Source organism: Bacillus cereus group sp. BfR-BA-01523 (assembly GCF_022662615.1).
Classification (GTDB): domain Bacteria; phylum Bacillota; class Bacilli; order Bacillales; family Bacillaceae_G; genus Bacillus_A; species Bacillus_A mycoides.
On record NZ_JAKUDX010000012.1, the window covers coordinates 45,887 to 65,656 of the forward strand.

The following is a 19,770-nucleotide window of genomic DNA, read 5'->3' on the forward strand; positions in this document are numbered from 1 at the left end:
AGCTACAATTGTTTTTTTTAGGAGGAATATACATATGTATAAAATTTTAATCGTTGAAGACGATCCAAATATTTCATCATTACTACAATCTCACATTCAAAAATATGGCTATGATGCTGTTGTTGCGGAGAACTTCGATGATATTATGGAATCGTTTAACGCAGTGAAACCACATCTTGTTTTACTTGATGTAAACTTACCAAAATTCGATGGTTTCTACTGGTGCCGTCAAATCCGTCATGAATCTACTTGTCCAATTATTTTCATTTCGGCACGTGCTGGCGAGATGGAACAAATTATGGCGATTGAAAGCGGTGCGGACGATTATATTACAAAACCTTTCCACTATGACGTTGTAATGGCGAAAATCAAGGGTCAATTACGCCGTATTTATGGTGATTATGCACCAAATATTTCTGAGCGTATCGTTGAAGTTGAAGGACTAAAACTATTCCCTGAGCGTCCAGAAATTCATTTTGGAGCTGAGCAAGTTCTTTTAACGAAGAAAGAGGCGATTTTAGCAGAAATGTTATTATCTAAATTCCCGCGTACAGCGAGTCGTGAAGATTTACTAGCCGCTCTTTGGGACGACGAAAGCTTCGTTGAGGAAAATACATTAAACGTAAACATCACGCGTCTTCGTAAAAAGTTCAATGAGCTTGGTATTGAAAATGCTATTGAAACAGTACGTGGACTTGGGTATCGTTTTAACGCAACTTGGAGTGAATAAGCATGAAGCTATTTTTACGTGATCATTTTGCATTTTTCCTACTATATGTATTAAACTTCGGAATCATTTTCGTTCTTTATGATGCAGTAGACGGATTTCAAAATAATAAGTTTTACTTCATCGTTTTAAGTTTATACTTATTCATCTGTTTCCTCGCTTATCGTTACGTTCGTAACCGTAGAATGTATCACAGATTAAGTGAACCACCAGAGAAACTGGAAGATGCGTTTATTGAAAGAGCGACTGCTCCTATGCCACACGGTGTAAACGAGCTCGTTCGTACGCAATATCGTCTATTCCAAAAAGACCTACAAACATTCGAAGTAAAGCAGCAAGAACACCAGTTATTTATTAATCATTGGGTACATCAAATGAAAACGCCTGTTTCTGTTATGCAGCTTATGGTGCTTGAAATGGAAGATGAACATTTAATCCCGAAATTCAAAAAAGAATTAGAACGATTAAATCAAGGACTCGATATGGCTTTATATATGGCAAGGCTAAATAACTTCCATGAGGATTTCCATGTTGAGACGATTTCATTAAAAGATGCTGTAACAAAAAATATTAACGGATTAAAAGAACTATTCATTCGAAACGGAGTCTTCCCCGTTTTAGAAGTTCATTCAGATTTAAAGGTTGCTTCTGATGCGAAGTGGCTAAAGTTCATCATTTATCAGTTAATGACAAATGCAGTTCGCTACTCTGGTGAGCGCGGAAAGAAAGTTTTCTTATCCGCTTATCGCAATGGTAAAGATATTATTTTGGAAGTTCGTGACGAAGGCGTTGGTATTCCGCAAGAAGATATTCGAAGAGTATTTGAACCTTTTTACACTGGAAAAAACGGTCGTGCATTCGGAGAATCTACTGGTATGGGGCTTTATATTGTAAATAAAATTTGTGATTATTTAGGTCACTCTGTGAAACTAGACTCTGAAGTTGGTAAAGGAACGACGATTAAAATCATCTTCCACAACGCTGCAAATAATCAAGCAGAAAATACAGAGAAGGTGACCGAAGCATGATCGTAACATATGCTAGCAAAATGTATGAGATCTCACTCTCATACATTTTTTGCAATAAGACTACATATTGGCCTTCTAACGGGAGGTACATATTATGACATTTTGGCAATTCGCATTTAAAAATGTAACGCGCAACTCAAGAGCTTATTTTGCCTATTTTTTAAGCAGTTCCTTTTCCATTGCTGTTTTCTTTTCGTTTGCTGTTTATTTATTTCATCCGAAATTACAAAATTCCAATATGATCTCTGAAGTTTCAGGATTAATGATTTTTTCAGAAGTTGTTATTGTTTTGTTCTCGTTCTTTTTTCTACTCTATTCAATCGGATCGTTTTTAAAAGTTCGTAAAAAGCAATTTGGTATTTTATCTATTTTAGGTATATCAAAAAAGCAATTACATCGACTCGTTTTCACTGAAAATATGTTAATTGGTATGTTATCTATCTTTTTCGGTATGCAGTTTGGACTTGTCTTTTCGCAGTTTTTCTTATTAGTAACAGCGAAAATTACACATCTACCAGGGATATATTTATATATCCCTACGAATGCTTTCATTTTAACAACGATTGTATTTCTTGGTCTCTTTATCGCTGTATCTTCATTTACACCTATGCTAATTCGTACGAAAAAGACGGTAAACCTTTTAAAAACTAATGCTGGGAAACAAAAGGAAAGAAAACCATCCATATTTATCTCTCTATTTGGTGCTATCTGTTTAATAGGTGGCTACGCTTTAGCGAGCAAACCAATATATTTCGTATCAATAAGCCCACAAATAGGAATGGTTTATATGCTTTCAAGTATTTTCGTCATTCCGGCACTCGTTTCAATCGGAACATATTTCTTCTTTTCGCAAATTAGTTTCTTGCTCATTCACCTGTTGAAAAAGAGACGGAATTTTTATATGAAGCGTATTAATATGCTCTGGATTTCTGATTTAGCTAGCCGCATTCGATCAAATATTAATATGCTTTTCGTTGTGGCAATGCTATCTACAATTGCTTTTACGATGATTACATTTTTATATGGGTTCGGGAAATTTATGAAACTTGATGTTGAACGAAATTCACCATTCGCATTTTCATATTTCTCATTTGATGAGAATCCATTTACTTCCCAGCACTTAAATTGGCTAGAAAAACAATTAGAAGATGGGCAATTCTCTTACGACAAAATTAAAGTAGATTTATACGCTACGCCTGTAGAAGCGAAAAATAATACAGAAATTTATTATGACACATATGCCATAAAGCAAAGTGACTATAATAAGCTCGCTACGTCATTACAATTACAAAAACTATTTATAAATGAGAATGAAACATATGTATTATCTGGAGCGGCATATGTCCCATTGTTTAGTGCATTCGATCCAAATTACAATAGAACACATATTACACTCGCTAATACAAATTATAAGCTACAAATAAAAGGGATTAAAATAGATAATACCCTCCCGTCTACTTTTGCTTATGAAACATTAGTATTATCTGATTCTGCCGTTAACAATTTACCAACTAACACTAAACATGTGACAGTCTATAATTACAACGTAGAAAACTGGGAGAATACATATGCTATTGCTGATGAGTTTGTAAAACGAGCAGATAAAGACCGCGCGAGTATCAAGCACGAAGGATCTCTCGTTCGTATTTTTGAATCAGGTAACTCTTTATACAGAATCAAATCCGGAAGTGCTTCCTACTTCCTCATTGGTACATTCCTTGGGATCATTTTCTTTATTGGAGCTGGTAGTGTACTGTACTTCCGTATGTATACAGATTTAACAAACGAGCAAGAAAAATATGTAACGATTACGAAGATTGGCTTAACAGAATCAGAAATGAAGCGTTCAGCGACCATTCAACTTGGAATCTTATTTTTCGTTCCTTACATTATGGCTTCTATTCATACGATGTTTGCGACAAAGATGTTGCAAGATATTATTAACTTATCATTGTTCGCTGAAATTACGGTTGTACTTGTGATTTTTGGAACGGTTGAGATTATCTTTTTCCTATTAATTCGTTCACTTTATATGCAAAAATTATCGCAACATATTAAGTTTTAAATAAGCAAAAGGTGAGCTTTATGAAAAGAGTATGCGGAAAATCCCCCATACTCCTTTCACATTAACTCTATTAGGAGGTTTAGGCGCATGACATTTTGGCAGTTTGCATTTAAAAACGTGACGCGGAACGCCAGAGCTTATTTCGCCTATTTTGTAAGCAGTGCGTTTTCCATTGCAATTTTCTTCTCGTTTGCAGTTTATTTATTTCATCCTAAATTGCATATGACAGGCGTGAATGCTGCTCTGAACATATTAATGACAATCTCAGAAGTTGTCATTGTATTCTTTTCATTTTTCTTTTTACTATATTCAATCGGTACTTTCTTAAAAGTACGAAAAAAACAGTTCGGGATTTTAACAGTACTTGGCATATCTCCAAAGCAATTAAAGAGGCTCGTATTTCTAGAAAACATGCTAATTGGTGGCCTATCCATATTTTTCGGCATTCAATTTGGCCTTGTCTTTTCACAGTTCTTTTTATTAGTTACCGCCAAAATTACGCATGTGCCTGGTTTATATTTATATTGGTGGCCTACAGCTGCTATCGTTTTAACTATAATTATCTTTCTTGGACTCTTCATTCTCGTATCATCTTTTACACCAATGCTAATCCGTACGAGAAAAGCTGTACGTCTTTTAAAAGAAGGAACAAAAGAAAGAGAAAGAAAAGCATCTGTACTCATCTCTCTCTTTGGTGCGATATGTTTAATATCTGGATATGTTTTAGCAGCAAACCCACTATATTTTATGTCACTAGGAGATATCGCTGGGCTTTTGTACGCTGCCTCCTGTATATTTGTCATCCCATCACTTGCTGCAGCCGGGACCTATTTTTTCTTCTCACAAATTAGCTTCTTACTCATTCGCATATTAAAGACGAGAAGAAAATTTTATATGAAACGTATTAATATGCTTTGGATTTCTGATTTAGCAACTCGGATTCGGACAAATATTAACATGCTCTTTATCGTGACGATGTTATCGACACTCGCTTTTACAATGATTACATTCTTATATGGGTTTGGGAAATTCACAAAGTTTGATGAAATAAGGCAAAACCCTTTCCCGTTTACTTATTTATCACATACTGAAAATACGTTAGCTGATGAGCATTTAAACTGGTTAGAGCAAAAATTTAATGAAGAGCACTTTACTTATACAAAATTTAAAACAGACATATATGAAGTATCTTCAGCTGAAGATAACACACAGCTCTATTATGCCATTAGACAAAGTGACTATAATGTACTTGCTAAAGCATTAAGCTGGGAAACTCTCACGGTGAATAAGAATGAATCTTATATTCTTATGAAAGACTTAGACGATCAAGTTATTGGAACAATTCATACTAAAGAAAAGAAAAATACTCTTCCACTTACTCAAAACAATTTACAACTACAAGTGAAAGAATATAAAAGTTATAACCCCTTCCCAAACAGCTTAATATACCAATTACTCGTACTATCTGATGAAAATGTAGAAGCCTTATCAACCGCTTCAAAACAGATGAGTGTATATAGCTTCAAAGTTCCAGATTGGGAAAAGGCACATAATATCGGTTCAGCATTTATAACAAAAATTGATAATGACAATGCAGCTATTCAGGCAGAACATCCACCGTTTCATGCAAGTGAAGCGAGCGATTCTCTATACAAAACAAAATTAAATGTTGCTTCGTTTTTCTTAATTGGTACTTTCCTAGGTGTTATTTTCTTTATCGGAGCTGGCAGTGTTCTTTACTTCCGTATGTATACAGATTTAACAAATGAGCAAGAAAAGTATATAACGATTACAAAAATCGGTTTAACAGAAGTCGAAATGAAACAATCCGCTACAATTCAACTTGCGATTCTTTTCTTTGTTCCTTACATTATGGCATCGATCCATACGATGTTTGCGACAAAGATGTTACAAGAGATATTACATCTATCATTATTCGCTGAGATTACAGTTGTACTTGTAATCTTTGGAACGGTTGAAATTATCTTTTTCCTTTTAATTCGTTCCTTTTATATGCAAAAATTATCACAACATATTAAGTTTTAAAAATAGAAAGGTGATTATTATGGAAGAAGTATTACACATAAAAAACGTCTCAAAAGTGTATGAAGGAAAAGTCCCTCATACTGCTTTAAAAAATATAAATTTACATGTAGATAAAGGAGAATTTGTTGCTATCATGGGACCATCTGGTAGCGGTAAATCTACATTTTTAAACGTTATCTCTACAATTGACTCCCCTACTTCTGGTGATGTCGTGATTAATGGAAAAAAACCGCACACGTTCCGTAGAGAGAAACTAGCTATTTTCCGTCGTCAAGAGTTAGGGTTTGTTTTCCAAAACTTTAACCTATTAGATACACTAACAATCGGTGAAAATATCGTGCTGCCTTTAACGTTAGATAATGTCCCTTTAAAAGAAATGGACGAAAAACTCGATAACATTTCAAAAAAGCTTGGAATTGATCATATTTTGGACAAGCGTATTTTTGAAGTTTCTGGAGGACAAGCGCAGCGTACTGCAGTAGCACGTGCTGTTATTCATCATCCGTCACTTCTACTTGCGGATGAACCGACAGGAAACTTAGATTCTAAAGCAGCAATTGATGTAATGGAGCTATTTACGAAATTAAATAAAGAAGAGGATGCCACAATTTTAATGGTTACGCATGATCCGTTTGCAGCAAGTTATTGTAACCGCGTTATTTTCATTAAAGATGGTGGGCTTTACAATGAATTACACCGCGGACTATATCGCGAGAAATTTTATCAAGAAATATTAGATGTTTTAGCATTATTAGGAGGACGGCGTGGATGACGTTTTGGCAATTTGCATTTAAAAATGTCTCACGTAATTCTAAAGCATATTTTGCTTATTTTGTAAGTAGTGCTTTTTCTATAATGGTTTTCTTTTCATTTGCTGTCTATTCATATCATCCGCGCCTACAAAATATTCAGAGCTATCAAGAACGAGATACCCTGATGAACTTAGCTGGTTCAGCCCAGTTTGTCATTGTCTTGTTCTCGTTCTTCTTCCTGCTTTATTCACTTGGAACATTTTTAAATGTAAGGAAGCAACAATTCGGGGTATTAACCGTTCTTGGTATATCAAAAAAACAATTAAAGCGACTTTTATTTACTGAAAATATGATAATTGGAATACTAGCTATTTTTGTTGGTATACAAGGCGGGCTAGTGTTTTCTAACTTTTTCTTACTAGTTACTTCTAAACTAACAGGTGCGAAAGGCCTCTACTTATATTGGCCCACAAAGGCAATTATCGTTACAACAGTAACTTTTATTATTTTATTTTTCATCGTTTCTACATTTACACCGATGTTCATTCGTACTCGTAAAACTATTCGACTAATTAAAGTTTCTAAAAAAGAAACGGAAGAAAAAAGACCATCTATAATAATCTCATTGTTTGCCTTAACTTGTTTAGGACTATGTTATTATATTGCTGGTTATCCGCAAGGCTATGTAACGGAAAAAAATGTACAAAATGGATCTGTATTCTTTATAATATTATCTATTTTGCCACTCGTAGTCATCGGGACATATTTTTTCTTTTCACAAACATTTCTTCTCTTCATCTTCATTTTAAAAAAACGAAGAAAGTTTTATATGAAACAAATAAATATGTTATGGATTTCAGATTTGGTTGCTCGTACTCGTAGTAATATTAATGTACTTTTTATCGTTTCCATGTTATCTGCACTTGCATTTACAATTATTATTGGGTTGTTTGCTGCTAATAACAATACGAAAGCATCCGTACTAGCGCAATATCCTGTCCCCTTTACGTATACATCAGAAGGTGACAATTACCTTGAACAAAAGCATATTACTACAATTGAAACTGAGCTTACGAGTGCCAATTTTGAATACAAGAAATATAAGTTTACAGTATTAAAAGACACAGCATCGAAAAAAGATATTTTACTTATGAAAATGAGTGATTATAATACAATTGCTAAACAATTGAAGCGGCCGGAAATCACTCTTGATTCTACACAAGTTTATATTATTTCCCGCCATTCGCCAGAGCTTTTAAATCTTGTCTCAAACCCATTTGCAAAACAAGATATAATTGCACTCGGATCTAATAAAAAAGAATTTCATATTAAAGGATTTATTAATAAAGGGATAGAACCATCCTTTGCATTCCCCCATTTAATTGTTGTACAAGATTATGTTTTTGACAATATGATTCCTCATATTGAAACGACCGTAATCTATAACTACTTCGTAGAAAACTGGGAAAATGCAATGGTTCCAACAAAAAATATGTTACGTGCTATTGGTGATGATGCACGTGAGTTCTACGAAAAACATAAAGAAGAGAAAGTGCAAGTTCCTTTCTACATATATACGGCTACTGATGAACTAGTTCACGGTAAAGAACATGCAATTGCGAATTTCTTTATTTGGGCATTTCTCGGCTTTATTTTCTTTATCGGTGCAGCTAGCGTTTTATATTTCCGTATGTATAATGACTTAACAAGTGAAAAACAAAAATATATTACGATTACAAAGCTTGGATTGACGGAATCCGAAATGTTTCGTTCTGCAACGATTCAATTAGGAATTTTATTTTTCGTTCCTTATATCATCGCGGGTATTCATACAGTATTTGCAATTAAGTTTTTACAAAGCATGTTTTCTTTCTCATTACTAAAAGAGGCCTTCATCGTACTTACTTTCTTCGGGATTATCGAGATTATTTTCTTCCTCTTAATCCGATCTCTTTACATTAACAAACTGTCACAGCATGTTAAACTATGAATAAAATAGCCTTGTGCATATTGCACAAGGCTATTTTCAATAGTTTTTAAATAATTAGCAGCAATATCCACCATAGCCGCCGCCATAGCCACCATAACCGCCGTAACCACAAGAACCGCCGCCTCCGCCGAAGCAGCTAGCACCGATGATAATTAATAAAATAAACAATACGATTAGAAGCGCAAAACCGCCTCCGCACCCACGTCTGCGGTCGCAATCATCATGTCTGTGTTCACACTTTTCGCTCATTACTCTATTCCTCCTTTAGTATCATTCATAACAAGATCGTCTTGCTCTAAATGAGGGGATTCCATTTATATTATGTTTTCAGGGCAAATCGGAAGCTTGGCACTCCTAAAAACGGGCTTGTTTCATGAAAAGAGCCCCAACACAAAAAGAGGATACCTTTAAATAGGCACCCCCTTCTTCTAAACAAACATATTAAGTAAAAGCGCAAAGCCGAATGCAATAAATGATAACAATGTCTCCAGCACCGTCCACGTTTTAAACGTTTCTTTTACTGTCAAACCTAAATACTCTTTTACAAGCCAGAATCCTGCATCATTTACGTGAGAAAACATTAATGAACCTGCACCGGTTGCAATAACGAGTAATTCTAAATTTACACCAGACATGTGCTGAATAACCGGTGAAACAATTCCAGCTGCTGTCGTTAATGCTACAGTAGCTGAACCTGTTGCAATTCGGATTAATCCCGCTACCATGAACGCTAAGACGATTGGTGATAATGAAATATGTTCTGCCATTTGAGCGATGGCTGTTCCAACGCCGCTTTCAATTAATATTTGTTTAAATCCACCGCCTGCACCAATTATTAAAATAATGGAACCGACAGGTAGTAAACTTTCATCTGTTAATTTTTTAATCATCTTTTTATTAATTCCTTGTTTTATACCAAGCAAATAAAACGCTGCGAAACATGAAATAAGTAAAGCGATTACCGGACTTCCTACAAACACTAAAAATTCAGTTATTTTTTCCGGTAATGAAATATATGGTGCGACTACTGATAAAATCATTAAAACTACTGGTAATAAAATAATAAAGAATGAAGCTTTACGACTTGGCAAATCAGTAGATACTGTCGTAACTCGAACAAGCTCCGGTTCATTTTCAGGTATAACCCTCTTATGTACCCACTTTGCAAATACCGGTCCTGCGATAATTGCTGTTGGTAACGCGATAATTAATGAATACAATAGTACCTTTCCTAAATTCGCGTTATAAATCCCGATTGCTGTCATCGCACCTGGATGCGGCGGTACTAGCCCATGTACAATCGATAATCCAGCAATAACAGGCAACGCAATTAACAATATATTTTGCTTCGTTGTTTTTCGAATTGAAATAACAAGTGGTAATAAAATGACGATTCCCACTTCAAAAAACACTGGAATCCCTATAACAAATCCGGCGAATAACATAGCCCAAGGTAATTTTTTCACCCCGAAGAATCGAATGAAGAAATCTGCTACTTGCATGCCAGCCCCTGAATCAGACATCATTTTCCCTAAAATTGTTCCGAGAGCCAAAATACCAACTAAATGCCCTAGTACACTACCAACACCAGTTTCATAGGCAGTAACAATTTTGGTCAAGTTCAGTCCAGACATAATAGCTAAAAATAGACTAGCAACTGTTAAACTAATAAATGCATGCCACTTCCACCACGATACCCCTAAAATAACAATTGCGATCGCAATTAACGTGACGATTAATAAGTATATATCCATATCCCATTCCCCTTCGATATGAAATTTTTTTACAAAAAAAGAGGGAATTGGTCCCTCTTCATTTTTTACACATCATAATTTACAACGTAATGCTGCATTTCAGTATTGTAGTAGCCTTCACTATATTCAATTACTTCGCCAACTTCATCGTAAGAATAGCGCATACGTTTTAATAACGCTGTTCCCTCTTTTTCTCCTAACGCTTCTGCAACGAAATTAGGCGCAAATCCAACAGCGAATTCATCTCTGAAGTTTTCTAAATGTATACCACGGTCCTCGACTAGATCATAGAGCGATTGTAAGTCAAAGTCCGCTAAGTCTGTACTTGCCATTTGTGCTGAGAAATAGTGCGTATAATGAATGTACGGAGTATCATTTAAAGCATATAGACGCTCAATACGAAAACTCTCTTTACCAAACAAACGAAATGGTACTGTTCCTTCTTCATTATGAACCACTTCTGCCTTTAGCAATTTCTTTTGTACTTTATAGCCTTCTTCCACTAACACTTCTGTAAATTTCTTTCCCTTTGAAAGCTTTGTCGCAGAAGTATTTCGAATGACTTTCGTTCCTTTACCGCTTTTCTTCTCTAAATACCCTTCTTGAACGAGCTCTTTAATTGCATTTCGTACTGTAATTTTACTCACTTTGAACTCTTCTTCTAATTGTGGTTCAGAAGGAATATTTGTATGAATGGCATAAACACCATGTAATATTCGATCACGAATAATATTTTTAATTTGTAAATATAATGGACCTCTTTTTCTCGTTACGTTCACCGTTACACCCACTACCTTTCTACATCACCTACTGATGCCGTCATTGCCCGAAGTATATCTTTCTCTGATGACATTGGCGTATCACCGACGATTGTATGTGCAAGCATTCCAGCTGCTGACGCAAATGAAACAGCTTTCTCTGGTGCAAACTCTTCTATCTCGCCATGAATAATTCCGCTCGTATAAGCATCTCCAGCACCTATTCTATCATATACAGAAAACGTAAGTGTTTTGGCAAAAGTGAACGTTCCATCTTTACATATGAATCCGCGAAGTGAGTGTGTATTATCGCTATTAATAGAACGATGTGTACCAGCAATTGTAGCGATATTATATATTTCTGCGACTTTTGGAATAAGATCAACAAGTTGTGCTTCTCGCTCTGTCTCTTCCGTTTTCATTCCGAGAACAAACATCGCATCTTTTTCATTCATCATTACAATATCGGCAAGGCCTAGCATTTCTTCATAATGAGGCTTCGCCTGTTCATACCCATCTTCTCCCCAAAGCGATGGACGATAATTACAATCAAAGACAACAGTGCCTCCGTTTTCCTTTACTGCTTTCGCTAACGATTTCATATGGTGACGAACAGTATCATTCATCGCAAGTGTAATTCCGCAAAAATGAACGATATCAATTTCTTTAGCGATTTCTTCAAATTGGTACATCTCTTCAGACGCCGTATTGAAACTACTTTCTAATCGGTTAGAATACGTAACGCGGCTTGCACGTGCGCCAAATCCATTTTCTAAAAAGTACATACCAACATATTTACCGCCTCTTGAAATAAACGGTGCTTGAATCCCTAGTTTTTGAATGTGCGATACCGCCGCATCTCCAACCGAATTTTCCGGTAAAGTTGAAATAAGAAGCCCTTCATACCCTAGATGAGAAAGTGCTGCTGCAACGTTCACACCTGTACCTGAAAATGAGTAATTTAATGAGTTTGCTTGCGATAGCAATTCATACCCTGGCACTTGCAGGCGCATCATTACTTCACCAAATGCTGCAATTTTCTTACACATATTGATCAACTAACTTCTTCACGACCGCTAGTAATTCACGAACATCTTCTGTTTTCGTATTACCAGTTTCTTTATCAATAATAGAAGAGTACACGTGCGGGATAACTTGCTCTACGTTTGCTTCTAATGCAATACGTACAATTGTTTCAAAGTTTTCTTTATCAATTCCGCCTGTTGGCTCTAATGCAAATCCTTCTTCCGCACATGCTTTCGCAACAGCTCGATATTCTTCTTCATGCGCTAAACCTTTCATTGGGAAGTATTTCAATGAATTCCCGCCCATATCACGTACAAGTGCGATAGCTGTTTTAATTGGAACGATTGCTTTCTCTTCCCCAGCTGCACTAATTGGGCCAGTAGAAATATTTACGTACCCTACTTTTCCCGTTGGTGATACTAAACTATTAATCCAGCTATCTTTTCCGCCAAGATTTGCACGCGTCGCTCCAACTGAAGGGAACACTTGGTTAATATGACTACCAGGATAATGCTTCGCAATTTCAGCTACAACCGCTGCTTGGCGATTATCTCCTGCTCCAAGTCCGATTGATACAGCGTCATCAATTTCTTTTCCGTATGCTTTCATCGCAGTTACTGCTTCTTCTACTGTTGGATAATCTTTTGATAACACTCCAACGACTACATAACCTTCTGCTGCTTCAAAAATGTCTTTCGCATTTCGGATATTGTTCGCTAATACATTTAATGCTACGCGGCCTTTATAAAAACGTTTTTGAATGTTTGTCATCTTAGTTTCCCCCTACAATTTCTCTCATTTTTTCTTCAATCACATGTATGTCATCGCCTTGAAGTGGACGTGGATCAATATCAAAGAACCCTTGTCTTACTCCGTAATCACGTGTGTAAATGGCGATTTCCCCTTCGCGTAACGCGGTCACAACATCTTTTGCAGTTTTATTTAATTCGTTCTCGTTAATATGAATACGCGCTCTAAAAATTGCTCTTCCAGCTTCATCTTGAACGATTGTTACATTTACACCGTTTAACTCTTTCAGCGGCATAAGCACTTGTAACAACTCTTTTTCTTGCTCACTCTTATCTTCTTTTGCTCCGTACTCATCAAGCGCTTGAAGTAAACCGAAAGTTGTTTCTTTCCCAACTTTCATACTTCTACCGCTGCAATGTAATTGCACTTTCAACCATTCGATATATTTCCGTTTACCGCCGACAATACCGGAAGTAGGTCCTTCAATTGCCTTTGAACCGCTATAAATGGCTAGGTCTGAATACTTCACGTATTTTTGAATATCTTCTTCAGCTGCCGCATCAACGATAAGTGGTACATTATTTCGCTGTGCTACTTCCCACGCTTCTTCAACAGAAATCATATTTTTTTGCACGGCATGATGGGATTTCACATACAGAATCGCTGCTGTATTTTCACCAATCGCATCTTCAATATGCTCTGCTTTCCCTTCATTTGCGTAACCGACTTCAGCGAGCTTACCGCCGCCTAAATAAATCATTGTTTCAACAGGAGCACCGTATTGAACGTTATGACCTTTTAACATAATCACTTCGTTTTTCGCGATTACTTCTTGATGAAGTCTTTCACTTTTACGGCGATTTCCTTCTGTAACGATACCAGCGATAGAAAGCGCAATTCCACTCGATGCTGAGTTTACAACAACTGCTGCCTCTGAATCTAGAATTCTCGCAATATGGTCTCCCGCTTTATCTACTAAATCAGCAATTTCCACATAATTTTGTCCACCATGTTTCATCGCATCCATAACTGTATCTGTAGGAGCGGATACACCTAAAATACTCATTCTACCGCTCGCATTAATCACTCTTTTTAATCCGTACTTAGCATTCAATGAATGACCCATTGATTACAACCCCTTTCGTATCAATTCTTCTTTCAGCAATGCGCTGATCCCCTTCTGAATCAATTAACGTAATCGGTTCATCTTTCACCGTAAATAAAGTTAAGTTTGCAATATCTCCTACTTGAATACGACCAAGCTCTGGTTTTTTCAGCCACTCTGCCGCATTTTTCGTAACCGCATCAATTACTTCTTCTAGCGGATACCCTAAGTAAAGGAATTTCGAAAGAACGTTAGCCATACTATACACTGGACCGTGTATACGATTCTTCCGGTAAATATCTGTACTAATTGTATTAAGGACAATGCCGTGACGCTTCGCTGCCTCTGCTACTTTAAAAGAAAAACTAGCATTACCGTGACCAACATCTAAATGCACACCGCGTTTCACTGCATCTAATAACACTGACATCGGTTTTCCTTCTTCATCAAATAAATTATTTTCTTTCCCGTTTAAGTAATGTGTAATGACATCATCTTTTTCTAAAAGAGGTACAACTTCCTCAATACGCGGAGGAGCTGAACCGATATGTACCATAATCGGTAATGATGTTTCACGAGATAAAGAACGCGCTACGTGCAGCGGTTCAATTCCGCTATCACAAACAACACTTTTACTCATTCTCGCTTTTAATCCAACGATTACATCTTTATACTTTTCTACTGCATCTATTACTTTCTCTTTATCTATCCATTCCATATTGGATAATTCATCAATTCGTTTCAAACCGATGCGAGAAATATTTAAAAAGGCAAATAAATTCGTTTTTGCCTGCTTTCTACTTTGTACTAAATCTGCGATACGATCAGCTCCGCAGCTTCCCGCATCAACAATTGTCGTTACCCCTTGCTTAACGCCAATTTCATCTACCTCATCGCCATACGGATCAAACTCTGGAAAAGCATGAACGTGTAAATCAATCCAGCCACTCGATACGTAAGTACCTGCGTAATCAAGAACCTTTTCGCCCTCGCCAAAACCAGCTTTCGTCACCTGTGCGATTTTATTATTTTCAACTACAATGTCAATCTCTTCCCCGTTCACACGTTTCACATTACGTAGCACGAATCGTTCTGTCATTGTATTTCCACCCTTTTCTATAAGAAGCCATAAGAATACGCTTACATTAAAATTTCATTTTATATCTCTTTCACACGTTTAGCGTAACACAAAAAAAGGAAGAAGTAAATATAACGTTATAATGTTTAATTCCGATAATGGATACCATTAGCATTTCGTAAATTTTATATGTTAAGATATTTTTAGTAAATTGAGTCTCTGATTTTTCAAGACATTTCTCTGCCATAAATAAAAAAACCAAAAAGCACTTAAATTGATAGGCTTTTTGGTGATAGATAAATTTATAAAATGAAACTTTAATCAGTGTGGATTAGCCTTCACCAAGTTTTGAGGTGGAAATCTTACTGCCCGCAAATAGCGGACTAGAACTAAACAATTGAATTATTAATTAACCAATCAGTAAATAATTTATTTCCTTCACACTCATCTAGATCTTTTGTACGAACATGGAGAATTTCATATCCATACTTATCATAGAATGGATACTTAGAAAATTGATGATTTGATAAATCATCATAGTAAGAAATATCAAAATACACTACCCATAAATTTTCATTACATACTTTATAAGCTATAGCCTCATATGTAAAAACCTCTTCTATATCCTTATAATGAAATAAATGCATATGAATTGAATCGTCAAAGTTATATTTTTTCATAGATATAAGCTCCTTAGACATTATCTAAAATATTTATGTGCATCCACATTAGGAGGACTATGATAATGTAAGATAGGACCTTTTCCATCAATATAATGATAATCTATGGCAAAAACTCGTTTACCAGTAGCTTTAGAACGTACTTGTATTATCATTCCACCCTTAGCTGCTTCTAAAATATATTGCTTTGGAGAATTGAGTGCCTTTTGTACATATGGACGCGCAACCGCCCAGGCTTTATCCGCAGCAGTTCTACCTACTTTTGAAACTAATACTCTTAATGCACCAAGAACAATAGCAGGCAATATTTCCTGCTTAACAACCAATTCGCCAGTAAAAGGATTTTTTTCAACAACAGATTCAACCCTTAGTTTACTTACTTCCTCCTCTAGTTGTAAAAAAACGGGGTCATTTACTAAAAAACCATACTCTTTTTCGAAATTTTCAAAATCGAAGTCAGAAGTATCAACCTTTGATAAATCAATGCCTAGATTGATTTCAGGAATATACTCCGTTACAATACCATCATCTTCCGTTTCAATACTTGCATCAGCAATTGATGGTAAAGTAAAGCTCAGCAATAATGCAGCAGAAATCATCCCCGTGATAAGTTTCTTTTTCATCTACCATTCTCCCTCCTAAATATATAACAGCAGAAAACAATAAAAATACATTTTTTATTATCTCGCAATTCAAACGATAAAACATTCAGAAAAATTAAACTAGTCTATTAATAACCATCAATATTTGTTACTATTAATTTGTATAAAACAATTATTTAATGACATTTAAAATAAATCTCATAACTAATTCACTCGGTGCAAATATAGAGCCATTTATATAATTTATGATTCCTTTTCGTTCCTATTTCAAGCAATCGCCTTTATCAACTGCTTAAAAAGAATGGTCTTAACTCTCATCGATATAAGAAAATGACCCCTTTTTTATAAGCAGATATTGTGTATAAAACAACGATAAAGCATGGACAAGTACCTAATAAAAAAATCGCACTTTAATAAACTTTTTTTAGTACGCCTACTTTTGTATTACTTGCTAGCATGGAAACGATAATTTTTCGTATCCATGCTAGCTTGATAGGCATATGACGGGAGCCAACCATAAAAAAAGCTATCTACTTCAGATAGCTTTTTTCTCTATTCCTGAACCGTCACAATAACCCCGTCCATATTGTTCCCCGAAATTTCATACTGCTTATTCACCGGAACATTCACGTTCATACGATCTGAAACTTTATAGTAAGAAACCTTATATTTCTTACCTTCAACCTCAGTTGAAACTTCTTTTTCCTCTTTTAAGAAGTCCAAATATTCCTCTAACGTAATCTTCTTTTTTTGCATAATTGCGCTATGTGGTAAGCCGACATAACGTATGTGCCACGGTTCATATTGAATACCTGTAATGTTACTTTTATTTTTCGGGTAGCGTAACACAAATCCGTGCTTCCATACGTTCTCTTCAATCCATTTTCCTTCAGGAGCTTTCTCCATTTTCTTTTGAGTAGACCCAACGTCGAGTGATAACCCTAAATTATGTTCACTATATCCTGCTGGAAGTGCATAATCAGATCCCATTTCTTTATATAATTTACTTTGTTCTTGAAAATCTCGGTAACCGCTACTCATTAAGAAATGCTGTACTCCATCTTTCCCAGCTGCATCGACAACGTTCAAAAACTTTTTTACAACACCCTCTGATAAGCGAAGATTTCTATCAAATATTACATAGCCTCTTACTAATTCACTATTGTGATTTACATTGACAATATCGGACCTAACACTATCTTTTTTAACCGGGTAATCTTTATTAACTAATAGTAGATCCCCTTTATAAATTTGTTCCTTTGTGACCTCTATCTTTTCAGTGTTCGCGGCTTTTACTTTATTATCTTTTTCTGCAATTTTAACATCGATCTCCTTTTGAAATAATGGTGATATATAAAAGCCTACACATGCTGTACATATTATAAAAAGAGAAATAAATACCCACTTTTTCATTTCTAGTTCCTCCTTAACGTAACTTACGTATAGAATAGAAAAAACTATTAAAATAAAAAGTGGGGTAAAGTTTAAATTTTTATTAAATTGCTTTGCTCTCTTCTTTTGGTAATCTCACTTCAAATATCGTTCTAATTACGTTACTTTCAGCAGAGATTGTCCCATCATGCTGTTCGATAATATTTTTTGCGATAAATAGCCCAAGGCCTGTTCCGCCCTGTTGTTCTGACCTCGCCTTATCACCTGTATAAAACATATCAAATAAATATGGTAAATCTTCTTCTGGAATGCTATCGCCGTAATTAATAATTTGTACTACTATCTCTTCACTCTCAATATATCCGTTCACATCAACAAACTTTCCATCGTATCCATAGCGAATCGCATTCGTTAAAAGATTTTCAAATACTCGAGCTAACAATTTCCCGTCACCGTTAATAGGTAAATGCGAATCCATATTCAATCTCGCTTCTAAACCTTTTTTTTCTAATAACGGATATAATTCTTCATCTAACTGTATAAGTAATTCACTTATATCAATTGATCTTTTTTCAATTTGCAACATGCCATAATTCATTCTCGTTATTTCAAATAATTCATCAAGTAAGCTTTCAAGCCTTTCGGATTTCGTAAAAGCAATTGTAGAAAAATGTTTAATTTGTTCCTTCGTCAAATTCTCATCTTTAAGAATTAAATCTAAATACCCTAAAACAGATGTTAGCGGCGTTCTTAAATCATGAGCTAAGTTGACAATGAGCTGATCTTTACTACTTTCCGCAAAGTCTCCTCGTTCAACTGCTTCTTTTAATTTCTCACTCGCTACATTTATTTCACGAGCAATATATCCAAACTCGTCATTTGATGAAACGCGAACTTGATTTGTAAAATCACCGTTCGCCAAATGATGAATCCCGTTCGAAATCTCATCAAAATATTTTAAGTATGGTCTAGTAAGGAAGAAGAAAAACATAATGGATAGAGGGATAAAGATAATTAAAAAGAAATTAATATCCCCAATTTGTCTTACCATTGAACGAAATTGGGCTAAAGGATCCTCATAACGAACTACTAGCTTATAATAAATCCGTAATCCTTCATAAAGTAAATACGTTATGCCAGCAGCAAATATCATACTTAGCGCAAATAGCATAACCATCTTTGAGCGAAAGCTTCTCATTTTTTTAGCCATTGAAAGTATACCCTACTCCCCATACCGTTTTTATTAACTTATTCTTTCTTTTATCTTCCCCAAGTTTTTTCCGCAGTGTACGAATATGTACCATAACTGTATTTCCACTTTCGTAATACCCTTCAGCCCATACTTGCTGAAAAATATTTTCCACACTGTACACTTTCTTCGGATGACTCGCTAATAAATATAAAATATCAAACTCTTTTGGGGTTAATTCAATTTTCTCATCGTACACATTTACCGTTCGGCGCTCAGGATCAATAACAACTCCGCCAATTTCTAAAGCAGATTTATTCTCCGCTACTTTCGGCTGATTTAACGTAAGAAATCTACGCAGTTGTGCATTTACACGTGCAACTAATTCAATCGGTGTGAAAGGCTTTGTCATATAATCATCTGCGCCTAATACAAGACCTGTCACTTTATCAAAATCAGATGTTTTCGCACTTAAGAAAATGATTGGCATGTGGTGCTTGCCGCGAATCTGCCTCGTCACTTCATATCCATCCATTTTCGGCATCATAATATCTAAAACCACTAAGTCAATTGGCTGCGTTTGAATAATATGCATGGCTTCTTCTCCATCAGCTGCTTTAACGACGTGGTAACCCTCTTTTTCTAAATGTATCTCAATTAAATCAGCAATTTCCGCTTCATCATCAGCTATTAAAATTGAAATGCGCTTCATTTTAGTCCCCCTACTTTATTCTGTTTTCATACGCTCGATTGTAAACTAGTCTATCCAATTTGTACAATAAGAAAAGGCTACCCGTAAGAGTAACCTTGATAAATGAAATTATATCG

At 35.5% G+C, this 19,770-nt stretch carries 18 protein-coding genes; 6 read left to right on the forward strand and 12 right to left on the reverse strand.

Annotated elements, in window-relative coordinates:
• The first annotated feature begins 34 nt into the window (after window positions 1-34).
• The 6 genes from MR066_RS22445 to MR066_RS22470 all read left to right on the forward strand — a co-directional run bounded on the left by MR066_RS22445 (window position 35) and on the right by MR066_RS22470 (window position 8,608).
• On the forward strand, window positions 35-730 hold the full coding sequence (locus MR066_RS22445) for a response regulator transcription factor (RefSeq protein WP_000276730.1): 696 nt from the start codon (window positions 35-37) through the stop codon (window positions 728-730).
• A 2-nt stretch (window positions 731-732) separates the two neighbouring features.
• Window positions 733-1,755, forward strand: coding sequence for a sensor histidine kinase (locus MR066_RS22450; RefSeq protein ID WP_242248573.1), 1,023 nt, complete (start codon window positions 733-735; stop codon window positions 1,753-1,755).
• A 94-nt stretch (window positions 1,756-1,849) separates the two neighbouring features.
• On the forward strand, window positions 1,850-3,820 hold the full coding sequence (locus MR066_RS22455; protein ID WP_219301126.1) for an FtsX-like permease family protein: 1,971 nt from the start codon (window positions 1,850-1,852) through the stop codon (window positions 3,818-3,820).
• Between the two features lie 87 nt (window positions 3,821-3,907).
• Window positions 3,908-5,866 (forward strand): FtsX-like permease family protein, encoded by a 1,959-nt coding sequence (locus MR066_RS22460; RefSeq protein ID WP_242248576.1) that lies wholly within the window; start codon window positions 3,908-3,910, stop codon window positions 5,864-5,866.
• 19 nt (window positions 5,867-5,885) lie between these two features.
• A complete protein-coding gene (locus MR066_RS22465; protein WP_000393251.1) occupies window positions 5,886-6,638 on the forward strand; it encodes an ABC transporter ATP-binding protein in 753 nt (250 codons plus the stop codon).
• Window positions 6,635-8,608 (forward strand): FtsX-like permease family protein, encoded by a 1,974-nt coding sequence (locus MR066_RS22470; protein ID WP_242248579.1) that lies wholly within the window; start codon window positions 6,635-6,637, stop codon window positions 8,606-8,608. Before MR066_RS22465 ends, MR066_RS22470 begins: the two co-directional genes overlap by 4 nt.
• Before the next feature lie 54 nt (window positions 8,609-8,662).
• On the opposite strand, the gene MR066_RS22475 is transcribed toward MR066_RS22470, so the two are convergent.
• The 12 genes from MR066_RS22475 to MR066_RS22530 all read right to left on the reverse strand — a co-directional run bounded on the left by MR066_RS22475 (window position 8,663) and on the right by MR066_RS22530 (window position 19,654).
• The gene (locus tag MR066_RS22475; RefSeq protein WP_002112522.1) at window positions 8,663-8,857 is read right to left on the reverse strand and encodes a YjcZ family sporulation protein; all 195 of its coding nucleotides are present in this window, start codon (window positions 8,855-8,857) and stop codon (window positions 8,663-8,665) included.
• 179 nt (window positions 8,858-9,036) lie between these two features.
• Window positions 9,037-10,362, reverse strand: coding sequence for a gluconate permease GntP (gntP, locus tag MR066_RS22480; RefSeq protein ID WP_242248582.1), 1,326 nt, complete (start codon window positions 10,360-10,362; stop codon window positions 9,037-9,039).
• A 65-nt stretch (window positions 10,363-10,427) separates the two neighbouring features.
• Complete coding sequence (locus MR066_RS22485) at window positions 10,428-11,153, reverse strand: GntR family transcriptional regulator (protein WP_002015828.1); 726 nt, start codon at window positions 11,151-11,153, stop codon at window positions 10,428-10,430.
• A complete protein-coding gene (locus MR066_RS22490; RefSeq protein ID WP_242248584.1) occupies window positions 11,153-12,169 on the reverse strand; it encodes a sugar kinase in 1,017 nt (338 codons plus the stop codon). The genes MR066_RS22485 and MR066_RS22490 overlap by 1 nt, the downstream gene beginning before the upstream one ends.
• Window positions 12,162-12,917 (reverse strand): 2-dehydro-3-deoxy-phosphogluconate aldolase, encoded by a 756-nt coding sequence (dagF, locus tag MR066_RS22495; RefSeq protein ID WP_242248586.1) that lies wholly within the window; start codon window positions 12,915-12,917, stop codon window positions 12,162-12,164. The genes MR066_RS22490 and dagF overlap by 8 nt, the downstream gene beginning before the upstream one ends.
• 1 nt (window position 12,918) lies before the next feature.
• The gene (locus tag MR066_RS22500) at window positions 12,919-14,022 is read right to left on the reverse strand and encodes a DgaE family pyridoxal phosphate-dependent ammonia lyase (RefSeq protein ID WP_242248588.1); all 1,104 of its coding nucleotides are present in this window, start codon (window positions 14,020-14,022) and stop codon (window positions 12,919-12,921) included.
• Entirely contained in the window at window positions 14,000-15,100 is a 1,101-nt protein-coding gene (locus tag MR066_RS22505) for an amidohydrolase/deacetylase family metallohydrolase (RefSeq protein WP_242248589.1), read from the reverse strand. Before MR066_RS22505 ends, MR066_RS22500 begins: the two co-directional genes overlap by 23 nt.
• Window positions 15,101-15,468: 368 nt before the next feature.
• The gene (locus tag MR066_RS22510; protein WP_242248591.1) at window positions 15,469-15,759 is read right to left on the reverse strand and encodes a DUF3986 family protein; all 291 of its coding nucleotides are present in this window, start codon (window positions 15,757-15,759) and stop codon (window positions 15,469-15,471) included.
• 20 nt (window positions 15,760-15,779) lie between these two features.
• Window positions 15,780-16,382, reverse strand: coding sequence for a hypothetical protein (locus MR066_RS22515; protein WP_242248593.1), 603 nt, complete (start codon window positions 16,380-16,382; stop codon window positions 15,780-15,782).
• Window positions 16,383-16,913: 531 nt separating this feature from the next.
• Entirely contained in the window at window positions 16,914-17,774 is an 861-nt protein-coding gene (locus MR066_RS22520; RefSeq protein WP_242248594.1) for a M15 family metallopeptidase, read from the reverse strand.
• Window positions 17,775-17,856: 82 nt separating this feature from the next.
• Window positions 17,857-18,963, reverse strand: a complete 1,107-nt coding sequence (locus tag MR066_RS22525; RefSeq protein WP_242248596.1) for a sensor histidine kinase — start codon at window positions 18,961-18,963, stop codon at window positions 17,857-17,859.
• A complete protein-coding gene (locus tag MR066_RS22530) occupies window positions 18,956-19,654 on the reverse strand; it encodes a response regulator transcription factor (protein ID WP_016092528.1) in 699 nt (232 codons plus the stop codon). The genes MR066_RS22525 and MR066_RS22530 overlap by 8 nt, the downstream gene beginning before the upstream one ends.
• Window positions 19,655-19,770: the final 116 nt, after the last annotated feature.